11 protein-coding genes and 1 tRNA gene are annotated in these 20,407 nt (G+C 70.0%); 11 read left to right on the forward strand and 1 reads right to left on the reverse strand.

The genetic code is table 11. From position 1 onward, the window contains the following. The first annotated feature begins 21 nt into the window (after positions 1–21). The 10 genes from ACZ7OO_RS32490 (at position 22) to ACZ7OO_RS32535 (ending at position 16,436) form a co-directional block, all read left to right on the forward strand. Positions 22–456, forward strand: coding sequence for an ATP-binding protein (locus ACZ7OO_RS32490; protein WP_352222458.1), 435 nt, complete (start codon positions 22–24; stop codon positions 454–456). Between the two features lie 326 nt (positions 457–782). Continuing rightward, positions 783–3,191, forward strand: a complete 2,409-nt coding sequence (locus tag ACZ7OO_RS32495) for a sodium-translocating pyrophosphatase (RefSeq protein WP_471510276.1) — start codon at positions 783–785, stop codon at positions 3,189–3,191. Positions 3,192–3,470: 279 nt separating this feature from the next. After that, entirely contained in the window at positions 3,471–4,097 is a 627-nt protein-coding gene (locus ACZ7OO_RS32500) for a small secreted protein (protein ID WP_471510278.1), read from the forward strand. 53 nt (positions 4,098–4,150) lie between these two features. Continuing rightward, entirely contained in the window at positions 4,151–5,680 is a 1,530-nt protein-coding gene (locus tag ACZ7OO_RS32505) for a DUF7059 domain-containing protein (RefSeq protein WP_471510279.1), read from the forward strand. Positions 5,681–6,358: 678 nt separating this feature from the next. Then, positions 6,359–6,556 (forward strand): hypothetical protein, encoded by a 198-nt coding sequence (locus tag ACZ7OO_RS32510; protein ID WP_471510281.1) that lies wholly within the window; start codon positions 6,359–6,361, stop codon positions 6,554–6,556. 255 nt (positions 6,557–6,811) lie between these two features. After that, positions 6,812–9,634: a type I DNA topoisomerase gene (gene topA, locus ACZ7OO_RS32515; protein WP_471510283.1), complete on the forward strand. Its 2,823-nt coding sequence runs from the start codon at positions 6,812–6,814 to the stop codon at positions 9,632–9,634. Positions 9,635–9,813: 179 nt separating this feature from the next. Then, positions 9,814–13,092, forward strand: coding sequence for a dTMP kinase (gene tmk / locus ACZ7OO_RS32520; protein WP_471510285.1), 3,279 nt, complete (start codon positions 9,814–9,816; stop codon positions 13,090–13,092). Positions 13,093–13,330: 238 nt separating this feature from the next. After that, complete coding sequence (locus ACZ7OO_RS32525) at positions 13,331–14,536, forward strand: DNA polymerase III subunit delta' (protein WP_471510287.1); 1,206 nt, start codon at positions 13,331–13,333, stop codon at positions 14,534–14,536. Positions 14,537–14,648: 112 nt separating this feature from the next. After that, a complete protein-coding gene (locus ACZ7OO_RS32530; protein WP_471510289.1) occupies positions 14,649–16,256 on the forward strand; it encodes an alpha/beta hydrolase in 1,608 nt (535 codons plus the stop codon). 106 nt (positions 16,257–16,362) lie between these two features. Continuing rightward, positions 16,363–16,436: transfer RNA gene (locus ACZ7OO_RS32535), tRNA-Thr, on the forward strand. A 1,240-nt stretch (positions 16,437–17,676) separates the two neighbouring features. Here the strand turns inward: ACZ7OO_RS32535 and ACZ7OO_RS32540 are convergent. Next, positions 17,677–18,687, reverse strand: coding sequence for a LuxR C-terminal-related transcriptional regulator (locus ACZ7OO_RS32540; protein WP_471510291.1), 1,011 nt, complete (start codon positions 18,685–18,687; stop codon positions 17,677–17,679). 409 nt (positions 18,688–19,096) lie between these two features. On the opposite strand from ACZ7OO_RS32540, the gene ACZ7OO_RS32545 reads away from it, so the two are divergent. Beyond that, positions 19,097–20,380 (forward strand): M18 family aminopeptidase, encoded by a 1,284-nt coding sequence (locus tag ACZ7OO_RS32545; protein WP_471510293.1) that lies wholly within the window; start codon positions 19,097–19,099, stop codon positions 20,378–20,380. Positions 20,381–20,407: the final 27 nt, after the last annotated feature.

Here is a 20,407-nt window from a genome sequence, read left to right on the forward strand (position 1 = left end):
CCGTAGTTTCGAGGGGGACGTATGGCCACCGTTGAACTCCGCTTCAGCGCGCTGCCCGAGCACGTCCGCACCGCCCGACTGGTGGCGGCGGCGGTGGCACGCAGGGCCGGAGTGGACGAGGCCGTCCTGGACGAGGTCCGGCTGGCCGTCGGCGAGGCCTGTTCCCGTGCTGTTGGTCTGCACCAGAGTGCCGGCATCACCGAGCCGGTACGGGTGGCGCTGATCGAGGAGGAGAAACAGTTCTCCATCGAGGTCGGCGACGAGGCACCCCGTTCGGCTCCCGTCGACCGGGCGACCGGTGCGGCGCCGGACGCGGACGTGGAGGCCGAGGAGGACGAGATGGGCCTCGCGGTCATCAGCGGTCTCGTGGACGACGTGGAGGTCACCGCCGGCGAGAACGGCGGGCTGATCCGCATGACCTGGCCGACCACCCCGCCCGGAGTCGCGCTCACCTGAGAGTCGCCCGATCATGAGAAGGGTCCTGCCGAGCAGGGCCCTTCTTGTTATTTTCCGACGGATGTCATCCGGTCGCCGAATTCGTGAAAGAATTCACGATCAATGCTCGGGAAGATCGCCCGATAATTTGATCAAGCGCCGAATAGGCCAGTGGTGATCGTCAATGGTTTTGGGGCGTTACCACTTTCGGGTTCGTCGGCGTGACCTCGATCATTGCTGACGAGCACGAGAAGGCCAATTCCGTTTACCGTCCCCTGTTTAGATCACTCGCGGGTACCTACAATCCGTCCACATCTTGAGCTCAGCCCAAGCGTCAAGGAGGACGAATGGCGGGGCTTTCTACCCCTCATCAGTTGGGTCACCCCACAACCCTCGCGGCCGCGGTCCTGACCCACGACAACCGGGTCCTGGTCGCGGTGATCGCCGTCGTGGCGCTGGCCGCGCTCGTGGTCGCCTGGATCCTGGTGCGCCAGGTGCTCGCGGCCGGCGAGGGCACCGACAGCATGAAGAAGATCGCAGCGGCGGTCCAGGAAGGCGCGAACGCCTATCTGGCCCGGCAGCTGCGCACCCTCGGCGTATTCGCCGTCGTGGTGTTCTTCCTGCTCCTGCTGCTGCCCGCGGACGACTGGAATCAACGCGCCGGCCGATCGATCTTCTTCTTGATCGGCGCGGCCTTCTCGGCGGCCACCGGCTATATCGGCATGTGGCTCGCCGTACGCAGCAATGTCCGCGTCGCCGCGGCGGCCCGGGAAGCCACCCCGGCGGAAGGCGAACCGGAAAAGGATCTCACCGCCGTCTCGCACAAGGCCATGAAGATCGCTTTCCGCACGGGCGGCGTGGTCGGCATGTTCACGGTGGGGCTCGGCCTGCTCGGCGCCTCCTGTGTGGTGCTGGTGTACGCGGCCGACGCGCCGAAGGTGCTCGAAGGCTTCGGCCTCGGCGCCGCCCTCATCGCCATGTTCATGCGTGTCGGCGGCGGCATCTTCACCAAGGCCGCCGACGTCGGCGCCGACCTGGTCGGAAAGGTCGAACAGGGCATTCCGGAGGACGACCCGCGCAATGCCGCGACCATCGCCGACAACGTGGGCGACAACGTCGGCGACTGCGCGGGCATGGCGGCCGACCTCTTCGAGTCCTACGCGGTGACCCTGGTCGCCGCGCTGATCCTCGGCAAGGCGGCCTTCGGGGACGCGGGTCTCGCCTTCCCGCTCCTGGTGCCGGCGATCGGTGTGCTCACCGCCATGGTCGGCATCTTCGCGGTCGCCCCGCGTCGCAGCGACCGCAGCGGCATGAGCGCCATCAACCGCGGCTTCTTCATCTCCGCGGTGATCTCGCTCGCGCTGGTCGCGGTCGCGGTCTTCGTGTACCTGCCGGGGAAGTACGCCGACCTCAACGGCATCTCCGACGCGGCCATCAGGGCCAAGGACGGCGATCCGCGGATTTTCGCGCTCGTCGCGGTCGCCATCGGCATCGTGCTGGCGGCCGTCATCCAGCAGCTGACCGGCTACTTCACCGAGACCAACCGGCGTCCGGTCATGGACATCGGCAAGTCCTCGCTGACCGGCCCGGCCACCGTGGTCCTCGCCGGCATCTCGGTCGGCCTCGAATCGGCCGTCTACACCGCCCTGTTGATCGGCCTCGGCGTCTACGGGGCGTTCCTGCTCGGCGGTACGTCGATCATGCTGGCGCTGTTCGCGGTGGCGCTGGCCGGCACCGGCCTGCTCACCACGGTCGGTGTGATCGTCGCCATGGACACCTTCGGGCCGGTCTCCGACAACGCCCAGGGCATCGCCGAGATGTCCGGCGACGTCCAGGGCGCGGGCGCGCAGGTGCTCACCAACCTGGACGCCGTCGGCAACACCACCAAGGCCATCACCAAGGGCATCGCCATCGCCACCGCCGTCCTCGCGGCGTCGGCGCTCTTCGGGTCGTACCGGGACGCGATCACCACGAACGTGCAGGACGTGGGAGCGAAACTGACCGGTACGGGCGCGCCGTTGACCTTGTCGATGGACATCTCGCAACCCAACAACCTCGTCGGCCTCATCGCCGGCGCGGCGGTCGTCTTCCTCTTCTCCGGACTCGCCATCAACGCGGTGTCGAGGTCGGCGGGTTCGGTGGTCTACGAGGTGCGGCGGCAGTTCCGCGAGCACCCCGGGATCATGGACTACACGGAGACGCCCGAGTACGGCAAGGTCGTCGACATCTGCACCAAGGACGCCCTGCGCGAGCTGGCCACGCCGGGACTGCTCGCCGTGATGGCGCCCATCTTCATCGGGTTCACGCTCGGCGTCGGGGCCCTCGGCTCCTACCTCGCCGGGGCGATCGGCGCGGGCACCCTGATGGCCGTCTTCCTGGCCAACTCGGGCGGCGCCTGGGACAACGCCAAGAAGCTCGTCGAGGACGGCCACCACGGCGGCAAGGGCAGCGAGGCCCACGCCGCCACGGTGATCGGTGACACCGTCGGCGACCCCTTCAAGGACACCGCGGGACCCGCGATCAACCCGCTGCTCAAGGTCATGAACCTGGTCTCGCTGATCATCGCGCCGGCGGTGATCAAGTTCTCGTACGGCCATGACAAGAGCATCGGCATCCGGATCCTGATCGCGGTCCTCGCGCTGGTCGTGATCGTCGGCGCGGTGTACATCTCCAAGCGGCGCGGTATCACCGTCGGCGACGACGAGGACAGCGCCGAACGCGTGGCCAATTCGGCCGACCCAGCGGTGGTTTCGTAGGCGGTCTTACGACGGCCACCGGGGCTCTCGCGAGGGGGCCCGGCCAACGAGCGGGCGGATGGCGTGTGCTGACGCGCCGTCCGCCCGTTTCGTGCGCTGGGCGCGCTCGCTGGTTCCCGTGCGCGGTCGTACGCGGTCGTGGGCTCCGGCTCCTGGTGTGCCCGTCGTCTTGTGGTGAGCCTTCTCTCCCTGGTGCAAATTCGCCTAAAAACATACTTAACGGGTGGTCTCCATGGGGGTGCTGTCCGTGCGCCGTGTAGATTCCGGGAGCCGAGAGCCATGGAAGGGACCGATCCGGTGAACAAGAAGCTCGCGGCCGCACTGTCCGGCGGTGCGGTACTGGTAGTGGCGCTGTCCGGGTGCAGCAGCAACAAGGGCACCGACCCCAAGCTGATCGCCTGGGCCAAGACCGTGTGCGACGCGGTGCCGGCGCAGGACGCGAAGATCAAGGCGGCCAACGAGGCCATCGCGCAGACGGCCTCGGACACCACGAGCTCGCCCGCGACCATCCAGAAGACCGACTCCCAGGCCTTCCAGGACATGTCCGACGGCTACAGGGCGCTCGCCACGGCCATCGGCAGCGCCGGCGCGCCCCCCGGGATCGCCGACGGCGCCAAGCGCCAGCAGGACGTCGTCAGGAACCTCAACAGCCTCTCCGCGTCCTACGCCGCCCTGAAGAAGAAGGTCGACGCGCTCGACACCAAGGACCAGGCGAAGTTCGCCTCCGGTCTGCACGACGTCGCCTCCCAGATGGCGGACCTGGAGACGCAGAACAAGAGCGGCACCGCGGCGCTGCAGGCCCTGGAGCAGGGCGAGGTCAAGAACGCGATCGCCGAGCAGGCCAGCTGCAAGAAGGTCTCCGTGACGACGTCGGCTTCGGCGTCGGCCTCGTCGACCACGAGCTGACGGCCCCGGCCGCCGCGAGCTGAGGCGGTGTCCGGAAGGGGGCGCGGGCCACAATGGAGGGCGTGACTGACTCCGGCCTCGCCACCCTGCCCGCCTCCGACCGCCCCGACGTCGCCGCCCGGCTGCGCACCGCCCTGCTGGGCGCCTCCTTCACCGCCGACGGGCTCCTGGAACTGCTCGGCGCGCCCGCGTACGCGGCGCTGGCCCGCAGCGAGACGGTGCCCGCGCTTCGGGCCACCCGCGGGGACACACCGCTGGAGACTCTCGTCCGGCTGTTCCTGCTCCAGCAGCCCGTGCCGCACGCGCGCGTGGCCGACATGCTGCCCGTCGACGACCTTCTGGAGAGCGGCTGGCTGACCCGCGCGGGCGGCGACGAGGTCGCGGCCACGGTGGACGTACGGCCGTACGGCGGGCCCGACGGCGAGGACTGGTTCATCGTCTCCGACCTCGGCTGCGCGGTCGGCGGCGCCGGCGGCATCGGGCAGCGCCACGAGGGCGTCGTCCTGGGCGTCGGCGGTGCGTCCACGACGCTGGCCGGCATCACCGTCCGTACGCCCGTCTCCGCCGCCCTCGACCTCGGCACGGGCTCCGGCATCCAGGCCCTGCACGCCGCCCAGCACGCAACGCGCGTGACGGCGACCGACCTCAACCCGCGCGCGCTGCACATCACGGCGCTCACGCTGGCGCTGTCCGGCGCCCCGGCGGCCGACCTGCGCGAGGGCTCGCTGTTCGAGCCGGTCAAGGACGGGGAGACGTACGACCTCATCGTGTCCAACCCGCCGTTCGTGATCTCGCCGGGCGCCCGGCTGACGTACCGGGACGGCGGGATGAGCGGGGACGATCTGTGCCGCTCGCTCGTTCAACAGGCCGGGGAGCGGCTGGCCGACGGCGGGTTCGCGCAGTTCCTCGCCAACTGGCAGCACGTCGCGGGGGAGGACTGGCAGGACCGGGTCAGGTCGTGGGTGCCGCGCGGGTGCGACGCGTGGATCGTGCAGCGCGAGATGCAGGACGTCAACCAGTACGCCGAGCTGTGGCTCCGGGACGCCGGCGACCACCGCGGGGACCCGGCGGAGTACCAGGCGCGGTACGACGCGTGGCTCGACGAGTTCGAGGCGCGCAAGGTGAAGGGGGTGGGCTTCGGTTGGATCACCTTGAAGAAGACAGGGGCCGCGGTGCCCTCGGTCACCGTGGAGGAATGGCCACATCCGATCGAACAGCCGCTCGGTCAGGCGATCCGCGCGCACTTCGACCGCCTCGATTATCTCCGCGACCACGACGACGCCGATCTGCTCGAAGACCACTTCAGGCTCGCCGTCGAGGTGGTCCAGGAACAGGTCGGGCTGCCCGGCGCCGAGGACCCGGAGCATGTGGTGCTGCGTCAGCACCGCGGGATGCGCCGCGCGACCAAGGTGGACACGGTGGGCGCGGGGTTCGCAGGGGTGTGCGACGGCTCGCTGAGCGCGGGGCGGATTCTCGACGCCATCGCCCAGCTGATGGGCGAGGACCCGGTGTTGCTGCGCGACCGCACGCCCGCGCAGATCCGGCTGCTGGTGGAACAGGGGTTCCTGGAGCCGGCGCGCTGACGGACCGGGAGCACGGGCCGACGGAGACCCCGTGCTCCGCGCGACGCACCTGCCTGCCCTACCAGACCGGTCCACGGCGCGGACCGAGCAGACCCAGGCCGGCTCGGCCTGCGGGGCTTGTCCGTGGGACAGGCCGAGTCTGGTGGGGCTGCGGGGCTTATCCATGGAGCAGGCCGAATCCGGCGGGGCCTGTCCTGCCCGGTCTGCCTGGCTGAGCCGCTGGAGACCGCCGCGCCTTTCGGGGCTCGCCTGGCCGATGTTGCTGTCCCTGGGCCATGCCGCGCCCGGCCCTGCCTGGGCCGGCCGATCCGTGGGACAGGCCGAGCCCGGAGGGGCCTGCGGGGCAGCCGAGTCCGGCGGGGCAGCCTGCAGGGCTGATCCGCGGGACGTACTGAGCCCGGCCGGGACTGTCCGTCTGCCTGGCAGAGGTGGCGGAGAGGCCGTGCCCGGCAGGGCCTGGCCGGCCGGTCCGGGCGCAACTGGGACACGCCGGGGGAAGGAAAGGGCCGGAAAAATGTGGCCGGAATGTTCGCCCCGTAGTCCGTCGGTCGTTTGTTCCAGATTGTTACGGCGTCTCGTTCACCTCGATTTCCCCCGCAATCCTCCCGTCCGCCGCCCGCCCGTGGCAGTCTCCCCGCGCTGGGCATTCACGGACGGCAGGGAAGGGGCGCGCGGCCCATGGAGAGCGGACCGGCGATCTTCGCGGGGGCGGTGTTCGCCCTGTTCGGAGGCGCATTGCTGGTGTGGACCGGCATCCGGGTCCGGCGTGGTGAACCCGTCGCCCAGGGTGTGAGTCAGGTCGCATCGACGACCCTCGCGAGCCTCGCCGCGGTGGTCTCGCTGGGCCTCGGGGCATACTGCCTGACCCGCCTGTGAGGATGCCGTTCCGGTAATCGGAGCCTCACGCTCCGGACAGGGCCGTGAGGGTGGCCGGGGACTCCGGGCGGCAGGAATGGCGGTAGTCGGGTTACCGTTCGAGTGGCCGTTGTGGGCTTTTCCCGTTTGACACGGGGGCGGGATGTACCGTCACACTCCGCAGCGTCACCAAGTGAGCGGGCATCCGTGCCCGTGCCACGACCCCGGGAGCAAGGCCTGGGGAGGCCCCAGCGTCGACCGGAGAGAAGAGCGAAGTTGTCCCCGACCAGCGAGACCGCACAGGGCGGCCGCCGACTCGTCATCGTCGAGTCGCCCGCCAAGGCGAAGACGATCAAGGGCTATCTGGGCCCCGGATACGTCGTCGAAGCGAGCGTCGGGCACATCCGTGACCTTCCCAACGGCGCCGCGGAGGTGCCCGAGAAGTACACCGGCGAGGTGCGCCGCCTCGGCGTGGACGTCGAGCACGACTTCCAGCCCATCTACGTGATCAACGCGGACAAGAGGGCGCAGGTCAAGAAGCTCAAGGACCTGCTGAAGGACTCCGACGAGCTCTTCCTCGCCACCGATGAGGACCGCGAGGGCGAGGCGATCGCCTGGCACCTCCAGGAGGTCCTCAAGCCGAAGATCCCCGTCAAGCGGATGGTCTTCCACGAGATCACCAAGGACGCGATCCGGGAGGCTGTCGCCAACCCGCGCGACCTCAACCAGAAGCTCGTCGACGCCCAGGAGACCCGCCGTATCCTCGACCGCCTCTACGGCTACGAGGTCTCGCCGGTCCTGTGGAAGAAGGTCATGCCGCGCCTGTCGGCCGGTCGTGTCCAGTCCGTCGCCACCCGGCTCGTGGTCGAGCGGGAACGCGACCGCATCGCGTTTCGCTCCGCTGACTACTGGGACCTGACGGGCACCTTCGCGACCGGCCGCGCGGGCGATCCGTCGGACCCGTCGTCGCTGGTGGCCCGCCTCCAGGCCGTCGACGGCAGGCGCGTCGCCCAGGGCCGTGACTTCGACTCGCTCGGACAGATCAAGAGCGCGAACACCCTCCACCTCGACGAGGCGAACGCTCGCGCCCTGGCCGCCGCCCTGGAGAACACCCGCTTCTCGGTCCGCTCGGTCGAGTCGAAGCCGTACCGCCGCTCGCCGTACGCCCCGTTCCGTACGACGACGCTGCAGCAGGAGGCCAGCCGCAAGCTCGGCTTCGGCGCGAAGGCCACCATGCAGGTCGCGCAGAAGCTGTACGAGAACGGCCACATCACGTACATGCGTACGGACTCCACGACCCTGAGCGACACGGCCATCGCCGCCGCCCGCGCCCAGGTGACGCAGCTGTACGGTGCCGACTACCTGCCCTCGGCCCCGCGTACGTACGCCGGGAAGGTCAAGAACGCGCAGGAGGCGCACGAAGCGATCCGCCCCTCGGGTGATCGTTTCCGCACCCCGGCGGAGACCGGCCTGACCGGCGACCAGTTCAAGCTCTACGAGCTGATCTGGAAGCGAACCGTCGCCTCCCAGATGAAGGACGCGACCGGCAACAGTGTGACGGTCAAGATCGGTGGCACCGCCGCTGACGGCCGGGACGTCGAGTTCAGCGCCTCCGGCAAGACGATCACCTTCCACGGCTTCCTCAAGGCCTACGTCGAAGGTGCCGACGACCCGAACGCCGAGCTGGACGACCGCGAGCGCCGGCTGCCCCAGGTCAGCGAGGGTGACGCGCTCTCCGCCGAGGAGATCACGGTCGACGGGCACTCCACCAAGCCCCCGGCCCGCTACACCGAGGCCTCGCTGGTCAAGGAGCTGGAAGAGCGCGAGATCGGCCGCCCGTCGACGTACGCGTCGATCATCGGCACGATCCTCGACCGCGGCTATGTCTTCAAGAAGGGCACGGCCCTCGTGCCGTCCTTCCTGTCCTTCGCCGTGGTCAACCTGCTGGAGAAGCACTTCGGCCGGCTGGTCGACTACGACTTCACCGCCAGGATGGAGGACGACCTCGACCGCATCGCGGCCGGTCAGGCACAGGCGGTGCCGTGGCTGCGGCGCTTCTACTTCGGCGAAGGCACGGCGACGGGCGGTGCGGCCGACGCCGGCAACGGCGACGGCGACCACCTGGGCGGCCTCAAGGAGCTGGTGACCGACCTGGGCGCGATCGACGCGCGCGAGGTGTCGTCGTTCCCGGTGGGCAACGACATCGTGCTGCGGGTCGGCCGCTACGGCCCGTACGTCGAGCGCGGCGAGAAGGACTCCGAGGGTCACCAGCGCGCGGACGTGCCGGAGGACCTGGCGCCCGACGAGCTGTCCGTCGAACTCGCGGAGGAACTGCTCGCCAAGCCGAGCGGCGACTTCGAGCTGGGTGCCGACCCGGAGACGGGCCACCAGATCATCGCCCGCGACGGCCGATACGGCCCGTACGTCACCGAGGTGCTCCCCGAGGGCACCCCGAAGACCGGCAAGAACGCGGTCAAGCCGCGTACGGCGTCGCTGTTCAAGTCGATGTCGCTGGACACGGTGACCCTCGCGGACGCGCTGAAGCTGATGTCGCTGCCGCGTGTCGTCGGCACCGACGCCGAGGGCCAGGAGATCACCGCCCAGAACGGGCGCTACGGGCCGTACCTGAAGAAGGGCACGGACTCGCGCTCGCTCACCTCCGAGGACCAGCTCTTCACGATCACCCTCGAAGAGGCGCTGGCGATCTACGCCCAGCCCAAGCAGCGGGGCCGGGCCGCCGCCAAGCCGCCGCTGAAGGAGCTGGGCACGGACCCGGTCAGCGAGAAGCCGGTCGTGGTGAAGGACGGCCGTTTCGGGCCGTACGTCACCGACGGGGAGACCAACGCGACCCTGCGCTCCGGCGACAGCGTCGAGGAGATCACCCCGGAGCGCGGCTTCGAACTGCTCGCCGAGAAGCGGGCGAAGGCGCCCGCCAAGAAGACGGCGAAGAAGGCACCCGCGAAGAAGACGACGGCCGCGAAGAAGGCCGCGCCCGCGAAGAAGACGGCTGCCAAGAAGACCGCCGCCAAGACGACGACGGCCGCGAAGAAGACGGCCGCGAAGAAGGCGACGGCTTCCAAGGCGGTCGCGGAGGACTGAGCCACCCTCAGGTGCTCATACCGTCAGCCCGGTTCGTATCGGGTGTGCCGGTTCATACCGGCCACACTGGTTCACACCGGCTTCGCATTACGAACGCCCCGGCATCAACTTGGTGTCGGGGCGCGCGTACCTGTGGACGGTCGCGGCGGCCTGTCGGCGGCTGCCGATAGGCTGAAAGCATGACGCCAGCCGAGCAGCCAACGGCCCACCGGACAGAACCGGACGACGCACTGGTAGCGGATTCCCGCGAACGCGCCGTCCGCTCGCTGCTGCGCCGACCCGAGCTGAGGCGGCTGTGGAGCGCCCAGCTCGTCAGCGGAGTCGGCGACACGCTTGCGCTCCTTGTGCTTGTCGTGCTCACGCTCCAAGCGGCGATCACGCAGGGTTCGTTCGGCGGGGGCTACCGCGGGGTGGCGTTCGCGGTGGCGATCGTCTTCGGGGTGCGCGTTCTGGCCACCCTGCTCTTCGGCGCGGTCCTGCTGGGCCCGCTGACCACGCTGACCGCTCAGGACGGCCCGCTGGACCGCCGCTGGACCATGGTCGGTGCCGACGGCCTGCGCGCCGCCCTGCTGATCATCGCGCCCCTGTGGATCGACTGGACCCCGGAGAACGCCCCGGCGGTGCTTCTGGGGACGGCCTTCGCCACCGGCGTCGCCGAGCGCTTCTGGACGGTCTGCCGGGAGAGCGCGGCCCCCACCTTGCTGCCCGTCCCGCCCCCGGAAGGCGCGACGGTACGACCGCTGCCGGACCACCTGGACGCGCTGCGCCGTCTGTCGCTGCGTACGACCTTCCTGGCGGTCCCGCTCGCGGCCGCCGCGCTCGTCGCCGCCTCCCTGATCAACAACCTGCTGGGCACGGGCATCGAGTGGTTCGCCCAGCATCAGGCAGCCCTCGGTTCGTACGTGGCGGCGGGCCTGTTCGCCGCCTCCCTCTCGGTGCTGGTCAACCTGGAGGTGCCCGGCACGCGCACCCCGCGCGCGCGGTCGCCGCTGGAGGGGCTGCGCCGTCCCAGGGCCGGCACCGGCACCGACCGGGGCCGCACCGGCGCCATCCCGCTGCTGGTGACGGCCTGCGCAGCCGTCGCCGGTGCGATCTCGGCCGCGGTCGCCGTCTCCGTGCTGCACGCCAAGGACCTGGGCGGCGGCCCGGTGCTGTACGGCCTGCTGGTGCTCGCGCTGACCGGCGGGGTCGCCATCGGCATCCGTACGGCGCCCTCGCTGCTGCCGACGCTCTCCCGCCGCCGGCTGCTGTCGCTGGCCATCGCCTTCACCGGTATCGCGCTGCTGGCCGCGGGCCTGGTCCCGGACGTCACCACGGTGCTGCTGATCGTCGCGCTGGCCGGCATCGGCGCGGGCGTGGCCGCCAACACCGGGCACACCCTGCTCGACCAGGAGACCGAGGACCACCGCAAGGCCCGCACCACCGAGCATCTGCACGCGGTGGTCCGGGTCGCCATAGCGGTCGGCGCGCTGACCGCCCCCCTGGTGGCCGCGCTGATCGGACCGCACCGGCTGGAAAACGGCAAGTTCCTGTTCGCGCACGGCGGCGCCGCCTTCACCCTGATGCTGGTCGGCGCGCTGCTGCTGCCGGTGGCCGCGCTGGTGCTGGCCAAGGTCGACGACCGCGCGGGCGTGCCGCTCCGCCACGACCTGCGGGACGCGCTGCTCGGCGGCGACGACCCGGCGCAGGCGCTCACTGCCAACGGTTTCTTCATCGCCCTGGAGGGCGGCGACGGCGCCGGGAAGTCGACCCAGGCCGAGGCCCTCGCCGAGTGGATCCGCGCCAAGGGACACGAGGTCGTCCTCACCCGCGAGCCCGGTGCCACCCCGGTCGGCAAGCGACTGCGCTCGATTCTGCTCGACGTGTCGTCCGCCGGTCTGTCGCACCGCGCGGAGGCGCTGCTGTACGCCGCCGACCGCGCCGAGCACGTCGACACCGTCGTCCGGCCCGCCCTGGAGCGCGGCGCGGTCGTCATCTCCGACCGCTACATCGACTCCTCCGTCGCCTACCAGGGCGCCGGCCGCGACCTGTCCCCGACCGAGGTCGCCCGCATCAACCGCTGGGCGACCGCCGGACTGGTCCCGCATCTGACCGTTCTGCTGGACGTGGAGCCGGAGACCGCCCGCGAGCGGTTCACCGAGGCACCCGACCGGCTGGAGTCGGAGCCCGCCGAGTTCCACGCGCGCGTACGGGCCGGCTTCCTGACACTTGCCGCCTCTGACCCCGGCCGCTACCTGGTCGTCGACGCCGGCCAGGAGCCCGAGGCGGTGACCACGGTCATCCGGGCCCGGCTCGACACCGTGCTGCCGCTGTCCGAGGCCGAGATCAAGGCCGCCGAGGAAGCCCGCAAGGCAGCCGAGGAGGAGGCCCGCCGCAAGGCCGAGGAAGAGGCCGCGCGCAAGGCCGAGGAGGAGCGCCTGGAGCGGGAGCGCCAGGAGCAGCTCGCCAAGCTGCGCGCCGAGGAGGAGGAGCGCAAGCGCCGCGAGCTGGAGGAGGCGCAGCGCCGCGAGGCCGAACGGCAGGCGGAGGAGGCCCGGCTGCGCGCCGAGGAAGCCCGCAGGCGTGCCGAGGAGGAGCAGGCCCGGCTGCTTGCCGAGGAGAAGGCCCGCGCGGAGGCGGAGGCCCGCCGCAAGGCCGAGGAGGAGCGGCGCCGCCAGCAGGCCGAGGAGGAGGCCCGGCTGCATGCCGAGGCCGAGGAACGGCGCCTGGAGAAGCAGCGCAAGGCCGAGGAGGCCCTGCTCAAGGCCGAGCAGGCGCGGCGCGCCGCGGCGGAGGCGGCGGCCGCGGCCGACGCGGCCGCCCGGGAGTCGTCCGCGCCGCGGCCGACGGCACCCGGCGTCACACCGGAGGCGACGACCATGCCGACGCCGGTGGTGCGGCCGGACGACGAGCCTCCGGCGGCGCCGACGCACGCGGTGGACGAGACGACGGTGCTGCGCCCGGTGCGTGCGGACCGTGAGCCCGCGGCCCCGGAGTCCGAGTCCGAGGTGACGGCGCAGCTGCCGCAGCCGCCGGCGGGCGCGACCGACGAGACCGCGGTGCTGCCTCCGGTGCCGGGGGCCGCGGACGAGACGGCCGTGCTGCCTCCCGGCGTGCCCGGCGCTGCGGATGAGACGGCGGTGCTGCCTCACGTGGGCGCGGCCGACGAGACCGCCGTACTGCCTCCCCTGCGCGACGACGCCACCGCTCCGGCCGACGTCCCGGCGGACCGGGTGCCGCCCGGTTTCTTCCGGGACGAGCGGTCGGGCGGGAACCCCGACGGCTCCCAGGACCGCACGCGCGAGCTGCCGCAGGTCGAGGACGACGGCACGGCCCGGCGACAGCGCCCCCGGCCCGACTGGGCCGAGGAGACCCCGCTGGACGACCTGCCGTCGCTGGCGGACGAGCTGCTGGGGTCGTACGAGGAAGAGGAGTTCGGCGACGAACGGGGCCGCCGGGGGCGTGGCCGACGCGGCTGACCCCTTCCGGCCCGGAGGCGCTCGTACGGGGGCGGTGCGGGTCGGGATGCCGGCCGGTGCCGCCCCCGTTGCCGCCGGCGCGGAACCCGTGACGCGGAACCCGTTGTGCGGAACCACGGAACCCGTTGTCAGTGGGCGCCCGCACAATGGAGTCCGGACCACGGAACCGGTGGACTACGGATCAGGGATCAGGACGCGTGGGATCAAGACGCGTGACGGACGGAAGGCGGCGTGACCCATGACCGTATGGGACGACCTCGTCGGGCAGGAGCGGGTGAGCGAGGTGCTCACCGCCGCCGCCCGGGATGCCGACGCCCTCGTCACCGCCGCCGCGGCCGACCAGCCGCTGCCGGAGACGTCGAAGATGACACACGCCTGGCTGTTCACGGGCCCGCCCGGTGCCGGCCGGAGCCAGACGGCGCGGGCCTTCGCCGCCGCCCTCCAGTGCGTGAGCCCCGACCGCGCCCTCGGCGGAGTACCCGGCTGCGGCTTCTGCGACGGGTGCCACACCGCGCTGATCGGCACCCACGCGGACGTCACCACGGTCGCCGCCGTCGGCTCCGAGATCCTGGTCAAGGACATGCGCGACACGGTTCGCAAGTCGTACACGTCCCCGGCGATCGGCCGCTGGCAGATCATCCTCGTCGAGGACGCCGAGCGGCTGAACGAGAAGTCGGCCAACGCCGTCCTCAAGGCCGTCGAGGAGCCCGCTCCCCGTACGGTCTGGCTGCTCTGCGCGCCGTCGATCGAGGATGTGCTGCCCACGATCCGCTCCCGTTGCCGTCACCTGAACCTCAGCACCCCCTCGGTGGAGGCGGTCGCCGACATGCTCGTACGGCGCGAGGGCATCGAGCCCGAGGTGGCCGCCGCGGCCGCCCGTGCCACCCAGGGGCATGTCGACCGGGCCCGTCGGCTGGCCACCGACCCGGCCGCCCGTCAGCGCCGTGCCGCCGTGCTGAAGCTGCCGCTGCGGCTGGACGAGATCGGCGCGTGTCTGAAGGCCGCCCAGGAGCTGGTCGACGCGGCGGCGGAGGACGCCAAGCAGCTTGCTGAGGAGACGGACGGCAAGGAGACCGAGGAGCTGAAGACGGCGCTGGGCGCGGCCCAGGGCGGGCGGCTGCCGCGCGGCACGGCGGGCGTGATGAAGGACCTGGAGGACATGCAGAAGCGCCGTCGTACCAGAACCCAGCGGGACAGCCTCGACGTCGCCCTCACCGACCTCACCGGCTTCTACCGTGACGTCCTCGCCCTCCAGCTGGGCTCCAGGGTCGCGATCGCCAACGGGGACGCCGAGGACGCCCTGGATCGGCTGGCCCGCGCGGGCTCGCCCGAGGCCACGCTGCGCCGGATCGAGGCGATCGCCGCCTGCCGGGACGCCCTCGACCGCAATGTGGCGCCGCTGCTGGCGGTCGAGGCGATGACGATGGCGCTCAGAGCGGGCTGAGCGGGCCGCTGACCGGCAGGGCCGATGGTCGCCTCGTTGACCAGGGTCACCCATACGAGCGCCAGTCAACACGCACCGCACGTAGATCATCTCGCAGCGTTACGCTCGATTGATGCACACCAGGCGAACCATCCGCCGTACCCGGACCCGTACCCGGACTCGCACCAACGCCCTGGCCGCGGCGGCTCTGCTGTCGACCGCCGCCCTGCTCGTCTCCGCCTGCTCCTCCTCGGGCAGCGCATCGGCATCGGCCTCCGCCGGCGCCGCCCAGCTGGCCGCGCTGCCCCGTTCGACCCCGTCCGCGCTGGCGCCTTACTACGACCAGAAGCTCAGCTGGCGCACCTGCGGCGTCCCCGGCTTCCAGTGCGCGACGATGAAGGCCCCGCTCGACTACGCCAAGCCCGGCGCCGGTGACGTCCGGCTGGCGGTCGCCCGGAAGAAGGCGACCGGCAAGGCGAAGCCGCTCGGTTCGCTGCTGGTCAACCCGGGTGGGCCGGGTGGCTCGGCGGTGGACTACCTCCAGCAGTACGCCGGCATCGGCTACCCCTCCGAGGTACGGGCACGCTACGACATGGTCGCGATGGACCCGCGCGGGGTCGCTCGCAGCGAGCCCGTCGACTGCCTCGACGGACCGCAGATGGACGCGTACACCGAGACCGACGTGACGCCCGACGACCAGCGGGAGACGGACGAACTGGTCGGGGAGTACAAGAAGTTCGCGGAGGCGTGCGGGGCGCACTCGGCGCAGCTGCTGCGCCATGTCTCCACCGCCGACTCGGCGCGTGACATGGACATCCTGCGGGCGGTGCTCGGCGACAAGAAGCTGAACTATGTCGGGGCGTCGTACGGCACGTTCCTCGGCGCGACCTACGCGGGGCTGTTCCCGGACAGGGTCGGGCGGATGGTCCTGGACGGTGCGATGGACCCCTCCCTGTCCGCGCGTCAGATGAACCTGGAGCAGACGGCGGGGTTCGAGACGGCGTTCCAGTCCTTCGCGAAGGACTGCGCGAAGCGCACCGACTGCCCGCTGGGCACGAAGGGCAGTACGCCGACGCAGATCGCGGACAACCTCGGTACGTTCTTCCGGAAACTCGACGCGCACCCGATCCCGACCGGTGACGCGGACGGCCGCAAGCTCACCGAGTCCCTCGGCACGACCGGTGTGATCGCGGCGATGTACGACCAGGCGGAGTGGGAACAACTGCGCGAAGCGCTGCACGCGGCGACGAAGGAGAACGACGGCGCGGGCCTGCTCGCCCTCTCCGACAGCTACTACCAGCGCGATTCCGACGGCCGTTACTCGAACCTGATGTTTGCCAACGCCGCGGTGAACTGCCTGGACCTGCCGCCCGCCTTCAACAGCCCCGAGCAGGTCGAGAAGGCCCTGCCCGAGTTCGAGAAGGCGTCCCCCGTGTTCGGGGCCAACCTGGCGTGGGCGTCGCTGAACTGCACGTACTGGCCGGTGAGTGCCACGGGGGAGCCGCACCGCATCAAGGCGAAGGGCGCCGCCCCGATCGTCGTGGTCGGCACCACCCGCGACCCGGCGACGCCCTACCCCTGGGCCCAGTCCCTGGCCGGCCAGCTCACCTCGGCCCGTCTCCTCACCTACGTCGGCGACGGCCACACCGCGTACGGCCGGGGCAGCGCCTGCATCGACTCGGCGATCAACACCTACCTCCTCAAGGGCACCCCACCGGCGAAGGGAAAACGCTGCTCATAGCCCTGCCGACGCCCCGGGAGCTCCGCTGCCGGGGCGTGTTCTGAGCACCCTCGGAAACTGTGTAGACTTACCGACGTCGCTGATCGCACCATAGTGCGGGCGACGCGCCGCCTTAGCTCAGATGGCCAGAGCAACGCACTCGTAATGCGTAGGTCTCGGGTTCGAATCCCGAAGGCGGCTCTAAGGAACCTCAGGACTCACTCGCCGTGACCTGGGGTTTCTTGTTTCTGTTGACCTTGGAATCGATGCAAATCGGGTGACGGTGGTCTGTGCATCGTAATGCGTAGGTCGGAGGTACCGTTTCCGTGACCGTATAGACGGCCTGAGTCTCTGAGCTGGGCTTTTGCTGATCTGGGAGGGTCAAGTCAGGTATGCGCAATGGGTTTCGGTGGACAACCGGTGGACAGACGTGCGTGACACTCCATCAGGGGCCTGTCGCTGCCCCTAAGGCGACGGGTGAAATGTGACCGTCTTCGATGGGGCGATCGGCAGCGGCGGGACTGTCCAATCCTGACAGGTCTTACGTGCGGTTCGGGTCTTGGCGTTGATCACGGCTGTGAGCGCACTCAGTAGCCGATCGGGGCACGGGCGTCGGTCGGCGCCGTAGAATGCGGAGTCTGCCCGCACCACGAGGAGACCGCTCGCGCCTGAGGCGTGGGCGGTGCGGATGGGTCTCGGCGACGGACGCGGCCGCCCCGCGTGCGGAGTTGGTGGGTCCCTTGTACAGGCGGGTGGCTGCGATCAGTGGTGCGGCCAGGCGTGGAGATGATTCCGAGCAGCGTGTTGAGGCCCTTGCCCTTGACCTTGCTGTGTCCGTATCCGGCGCCTGCTTGGCGTAGCCGTAGGTGCGGCGGATGGTGTTGTCGATGTCGACGTAGGCGACTTGGTCCGCGCCGGGCAGCAGCGGGGTGTGTGCAGCGAGACGGGGCAACAGTCGGCGGGCCACGGCGTGCAGTTGCTTCACATGCCCGTGCGTGAAGGAGCGCAGGAAACGAGCCGAGCGTGGACGGAGTCCGCACCCCGGCGAACGGGTGGTCTATCGCGCCGTGCCGTAGCCGGTCGATGTCGTCGATGCTGTCCGCGCCCACGACCATGCCGCCCACCAGCGACATCAGCTTCGCCGCGGGAAGGCGCCGGTGCCGTCCTTCGAGCGTGGCAGCCTGATGAGCTCGTCGGTCAGAGCTGGCAGACCGCACCGCTCGGCCAGCCGGATCACCGGCTCCAGTCCGCCGTACGTGACCAGGTTCGGGTCATCGAACGCGGATGAGACCGCCGCTGCGGCATGGGAGGATTGCTTCTCGGAAGTGCTTTGTCGATCTTGCTTGATGTGGTCCTAGAGAAACCCCATCATCGCAGGTCACAGGGCACTTCTTCGTTTCTGGAGAAACCATCCACAGGCATCAGACCGGTGGATCGGGGCTCAGTCGAGCAGCGCTTCGTCGTCCTGGTCGAGAAGACCCGACAGCGCAAGGAGATAGCCCAGTTGGGCCCGGCTCGTGCTGTTGAGCTGCTGGGACACTTTGCGGACGTGCTCGGCGACGCTGCGCCGGCTCATTCCCACGCGACGGGCAATGGAGTCGTCGGTCTCACCGGAGACCACGGCGAAGAGGATGGTCCTTTGGATGTCGGAGTTGATGACCGGCGGGCGGACAGGTGACTGCTCCGGTTGGACGGGCACCGCACGGGCCCACGTGCTCTCGAAGGACTGGGTCATGAATCGCACGAGGGCCGGGTGTCGGACTTGCAGGGCCGCTGCTCCGCGCTCATTCGAGACAGGGATGAATGCGACCTGACGGTCGCAGATGATCAATCGCTCGAAGACCTCGGCCAGGGTGCGTACCTCGGCTCCGGCGGCGGTGACCTTCTCGATGTAAGCGAGTGTTGCCTGATGGGACCGAACGGTGTGCTGGTAGATCGTCCGCTGGCGCACCCCGCGGGCGAGCAGTCGCATATCCCTGCCGATGGCGTCGCCCAGCACGTGGGGCGCTCGGCCACCGCCGGGTTGTGCGGTCATCAGTTCTTGGCGGCAGTTCTCGACCGCGTTTTCCAGCGCCTTGTTGATCAGATCTCCACCGGTCAGCAGCGTCAGCGTGGGCAGTTCGTCCTTCCTGCTGTCCGAGTAAATTTCCTGGAAGGATGCGAAGGACGCCTGGAGGGAGCGCACTGCCCGCTGCTGTTCCTCGATCCTGTCCTGTAGAGGGTTCAGGACGGCGTGTGCCGCAGGTCCTGGGGGGACGGCGACGATCCGGTCGGGCGCGTTGGGATCAGTCATCACCAACTGCAGGTCACGCAGGCAGTCGGGCACGTCTTGGGCGGACAACCGCTCTCCGTCCAACGCGCGCCGGTATGCGTTCATCGCGCTTGTGCACGGAGCATCGTCGGTCGATATGTCGCATTTACAGTGCGTAGCGGCAGATTGCTCTTCGTTCACAACTATGCAGGTTACATTCATGGGCCCTCGCGGGGGTGGGTGGAGCTGTTCACATCCGCAAGCATGAGGTCACGGCAAGAGAATCAGCCCTGATCGTCATGAAAGTGGTGTTTCCATGCTTCGTCTGCTCCGCTCCGCTGTCATTGCCTCCGTCGTTGTGGCGCTCTCGGCTTTGGGAGTGTGCACTTCCGGTGCTGCCGATGTGGTGAACGGGGTTACTACGGCCGACTCGGGCTGGGGCGCCAGTGCGACGCAGGTGGTCGCGGCCGATTCGGGCTGGGGTAACGCGGTGTCGTAGGGCGATACGCCTGCTCGCGCCGAACGGAGGCTCGTGTCCCGCGCCGTCGTGCGTCGTAGGGCGGGGCAGTCGGCTGAATCCCATCGCGCATCTACGAAAGGCCAGGAACTAGTGGCTGACAGAAGTCACTGCGATGACCTGATGACGTTCATCGCGGCAAGCCCCTCCCCGTATCACGTAGTGGCAAACGCGGTGGACCGGCTGGTGGCGGCGGGGTTCCGCGAACAGCGGGAAGCGGACGAGTACTCCGGTGCCGCCGGCGGACACTTCGTCACCCGTGAAGGGGCCCTAGTTGCCTGGCATGTACCTGCAGATGCGGGTCCGCGGACCCCGTTCCGCATCGTGGGAGCCCACACCGATTCCCCAAACCTGAAGATCAAACCGTCCCCGGATACCAGCAGACTGGGGTGGCGTCAGGCGGCCGTGGAGATCTACGGCGGAGTGCCGCTCAACTCCTGGCTCGACCGGGACCTGGGGATCTCGGGTCGGCTCGTCATGCGTGACGGATCGACGAGGCTGATCGCCGTCGACCGCCCGCTGCTGCGCATACCGCAACTGGCAGTCCGTCTCGACAGTGGCACCGGCGACACCCTGTTCCTCGACCGGCAGCGGCACAGCGCGCCGGTGTGGGGCCTGGGCGGAGCCGAGAGCGGGTCGTTGCTCGGCCGCGTCGCGGACGAGTCGGACACGGACCTGTACGAGATCCTCGGCTGGGACCTGATGCTGCACGACGTTCAACAGCCTGCCTACTTGGGCGACCGGGAGGAGTTCCTCGTCGCCTCCCGACTGGACAACCTGGTGTCGGTGCATGCCGGAATCGTGGCCCTCACCGACGTGGCGGCGGACGGCGGGACACGCTCCGCTCCCGTGGCGGTGCTCGTCGCCTTCGATCACGAAGAGGCCGGCGGCGTATCCCGCGCCGGAGCCCGGAGCCGACTACTGGAGAAGGCGTTGAGTAGGTCAGTGAGCGCACGGGGCGGCGCCGTGGAGGACTGGGAGCGGGCGCTCGCGGACTCGTACTGCGTTTCCGCAGACATGGCGCATGCCGTGAACCCGAACTACCCGGAGTGCCACGACCCGGACCACAGCCCCCTGCCCAATGGCGGGCCAGTGGTGAAGGTGAGCGGCAACCGGAGCTACGGCACCGACGGACAGGGCTTGGCCATGTTCGCCGCCCTGTGCGAGCGGGACGGCACACCCTGGCAACAGTTCGTAGCCCACAACTCGACCAGCTGCGGCACCTCGCTCGGCCCGGTCGTAGCGGCCAGGCTGGGTGTGCCCACCATCGACGTGGGCGTGGCGGGACTCTCCATGCACTCGGCACGTGAACTGTGCGGTGCGGACGACCCCTGGCTTCTGACCAGGGTACTCATGGCCTTCCTGGCCGCCGCTTGAACGATCGACCGGGCCACTCCCGGCGGC

The sequence above is a fragment of the Streptomyces sp. NPDC111744 genome (assembly GCF_055634995.1).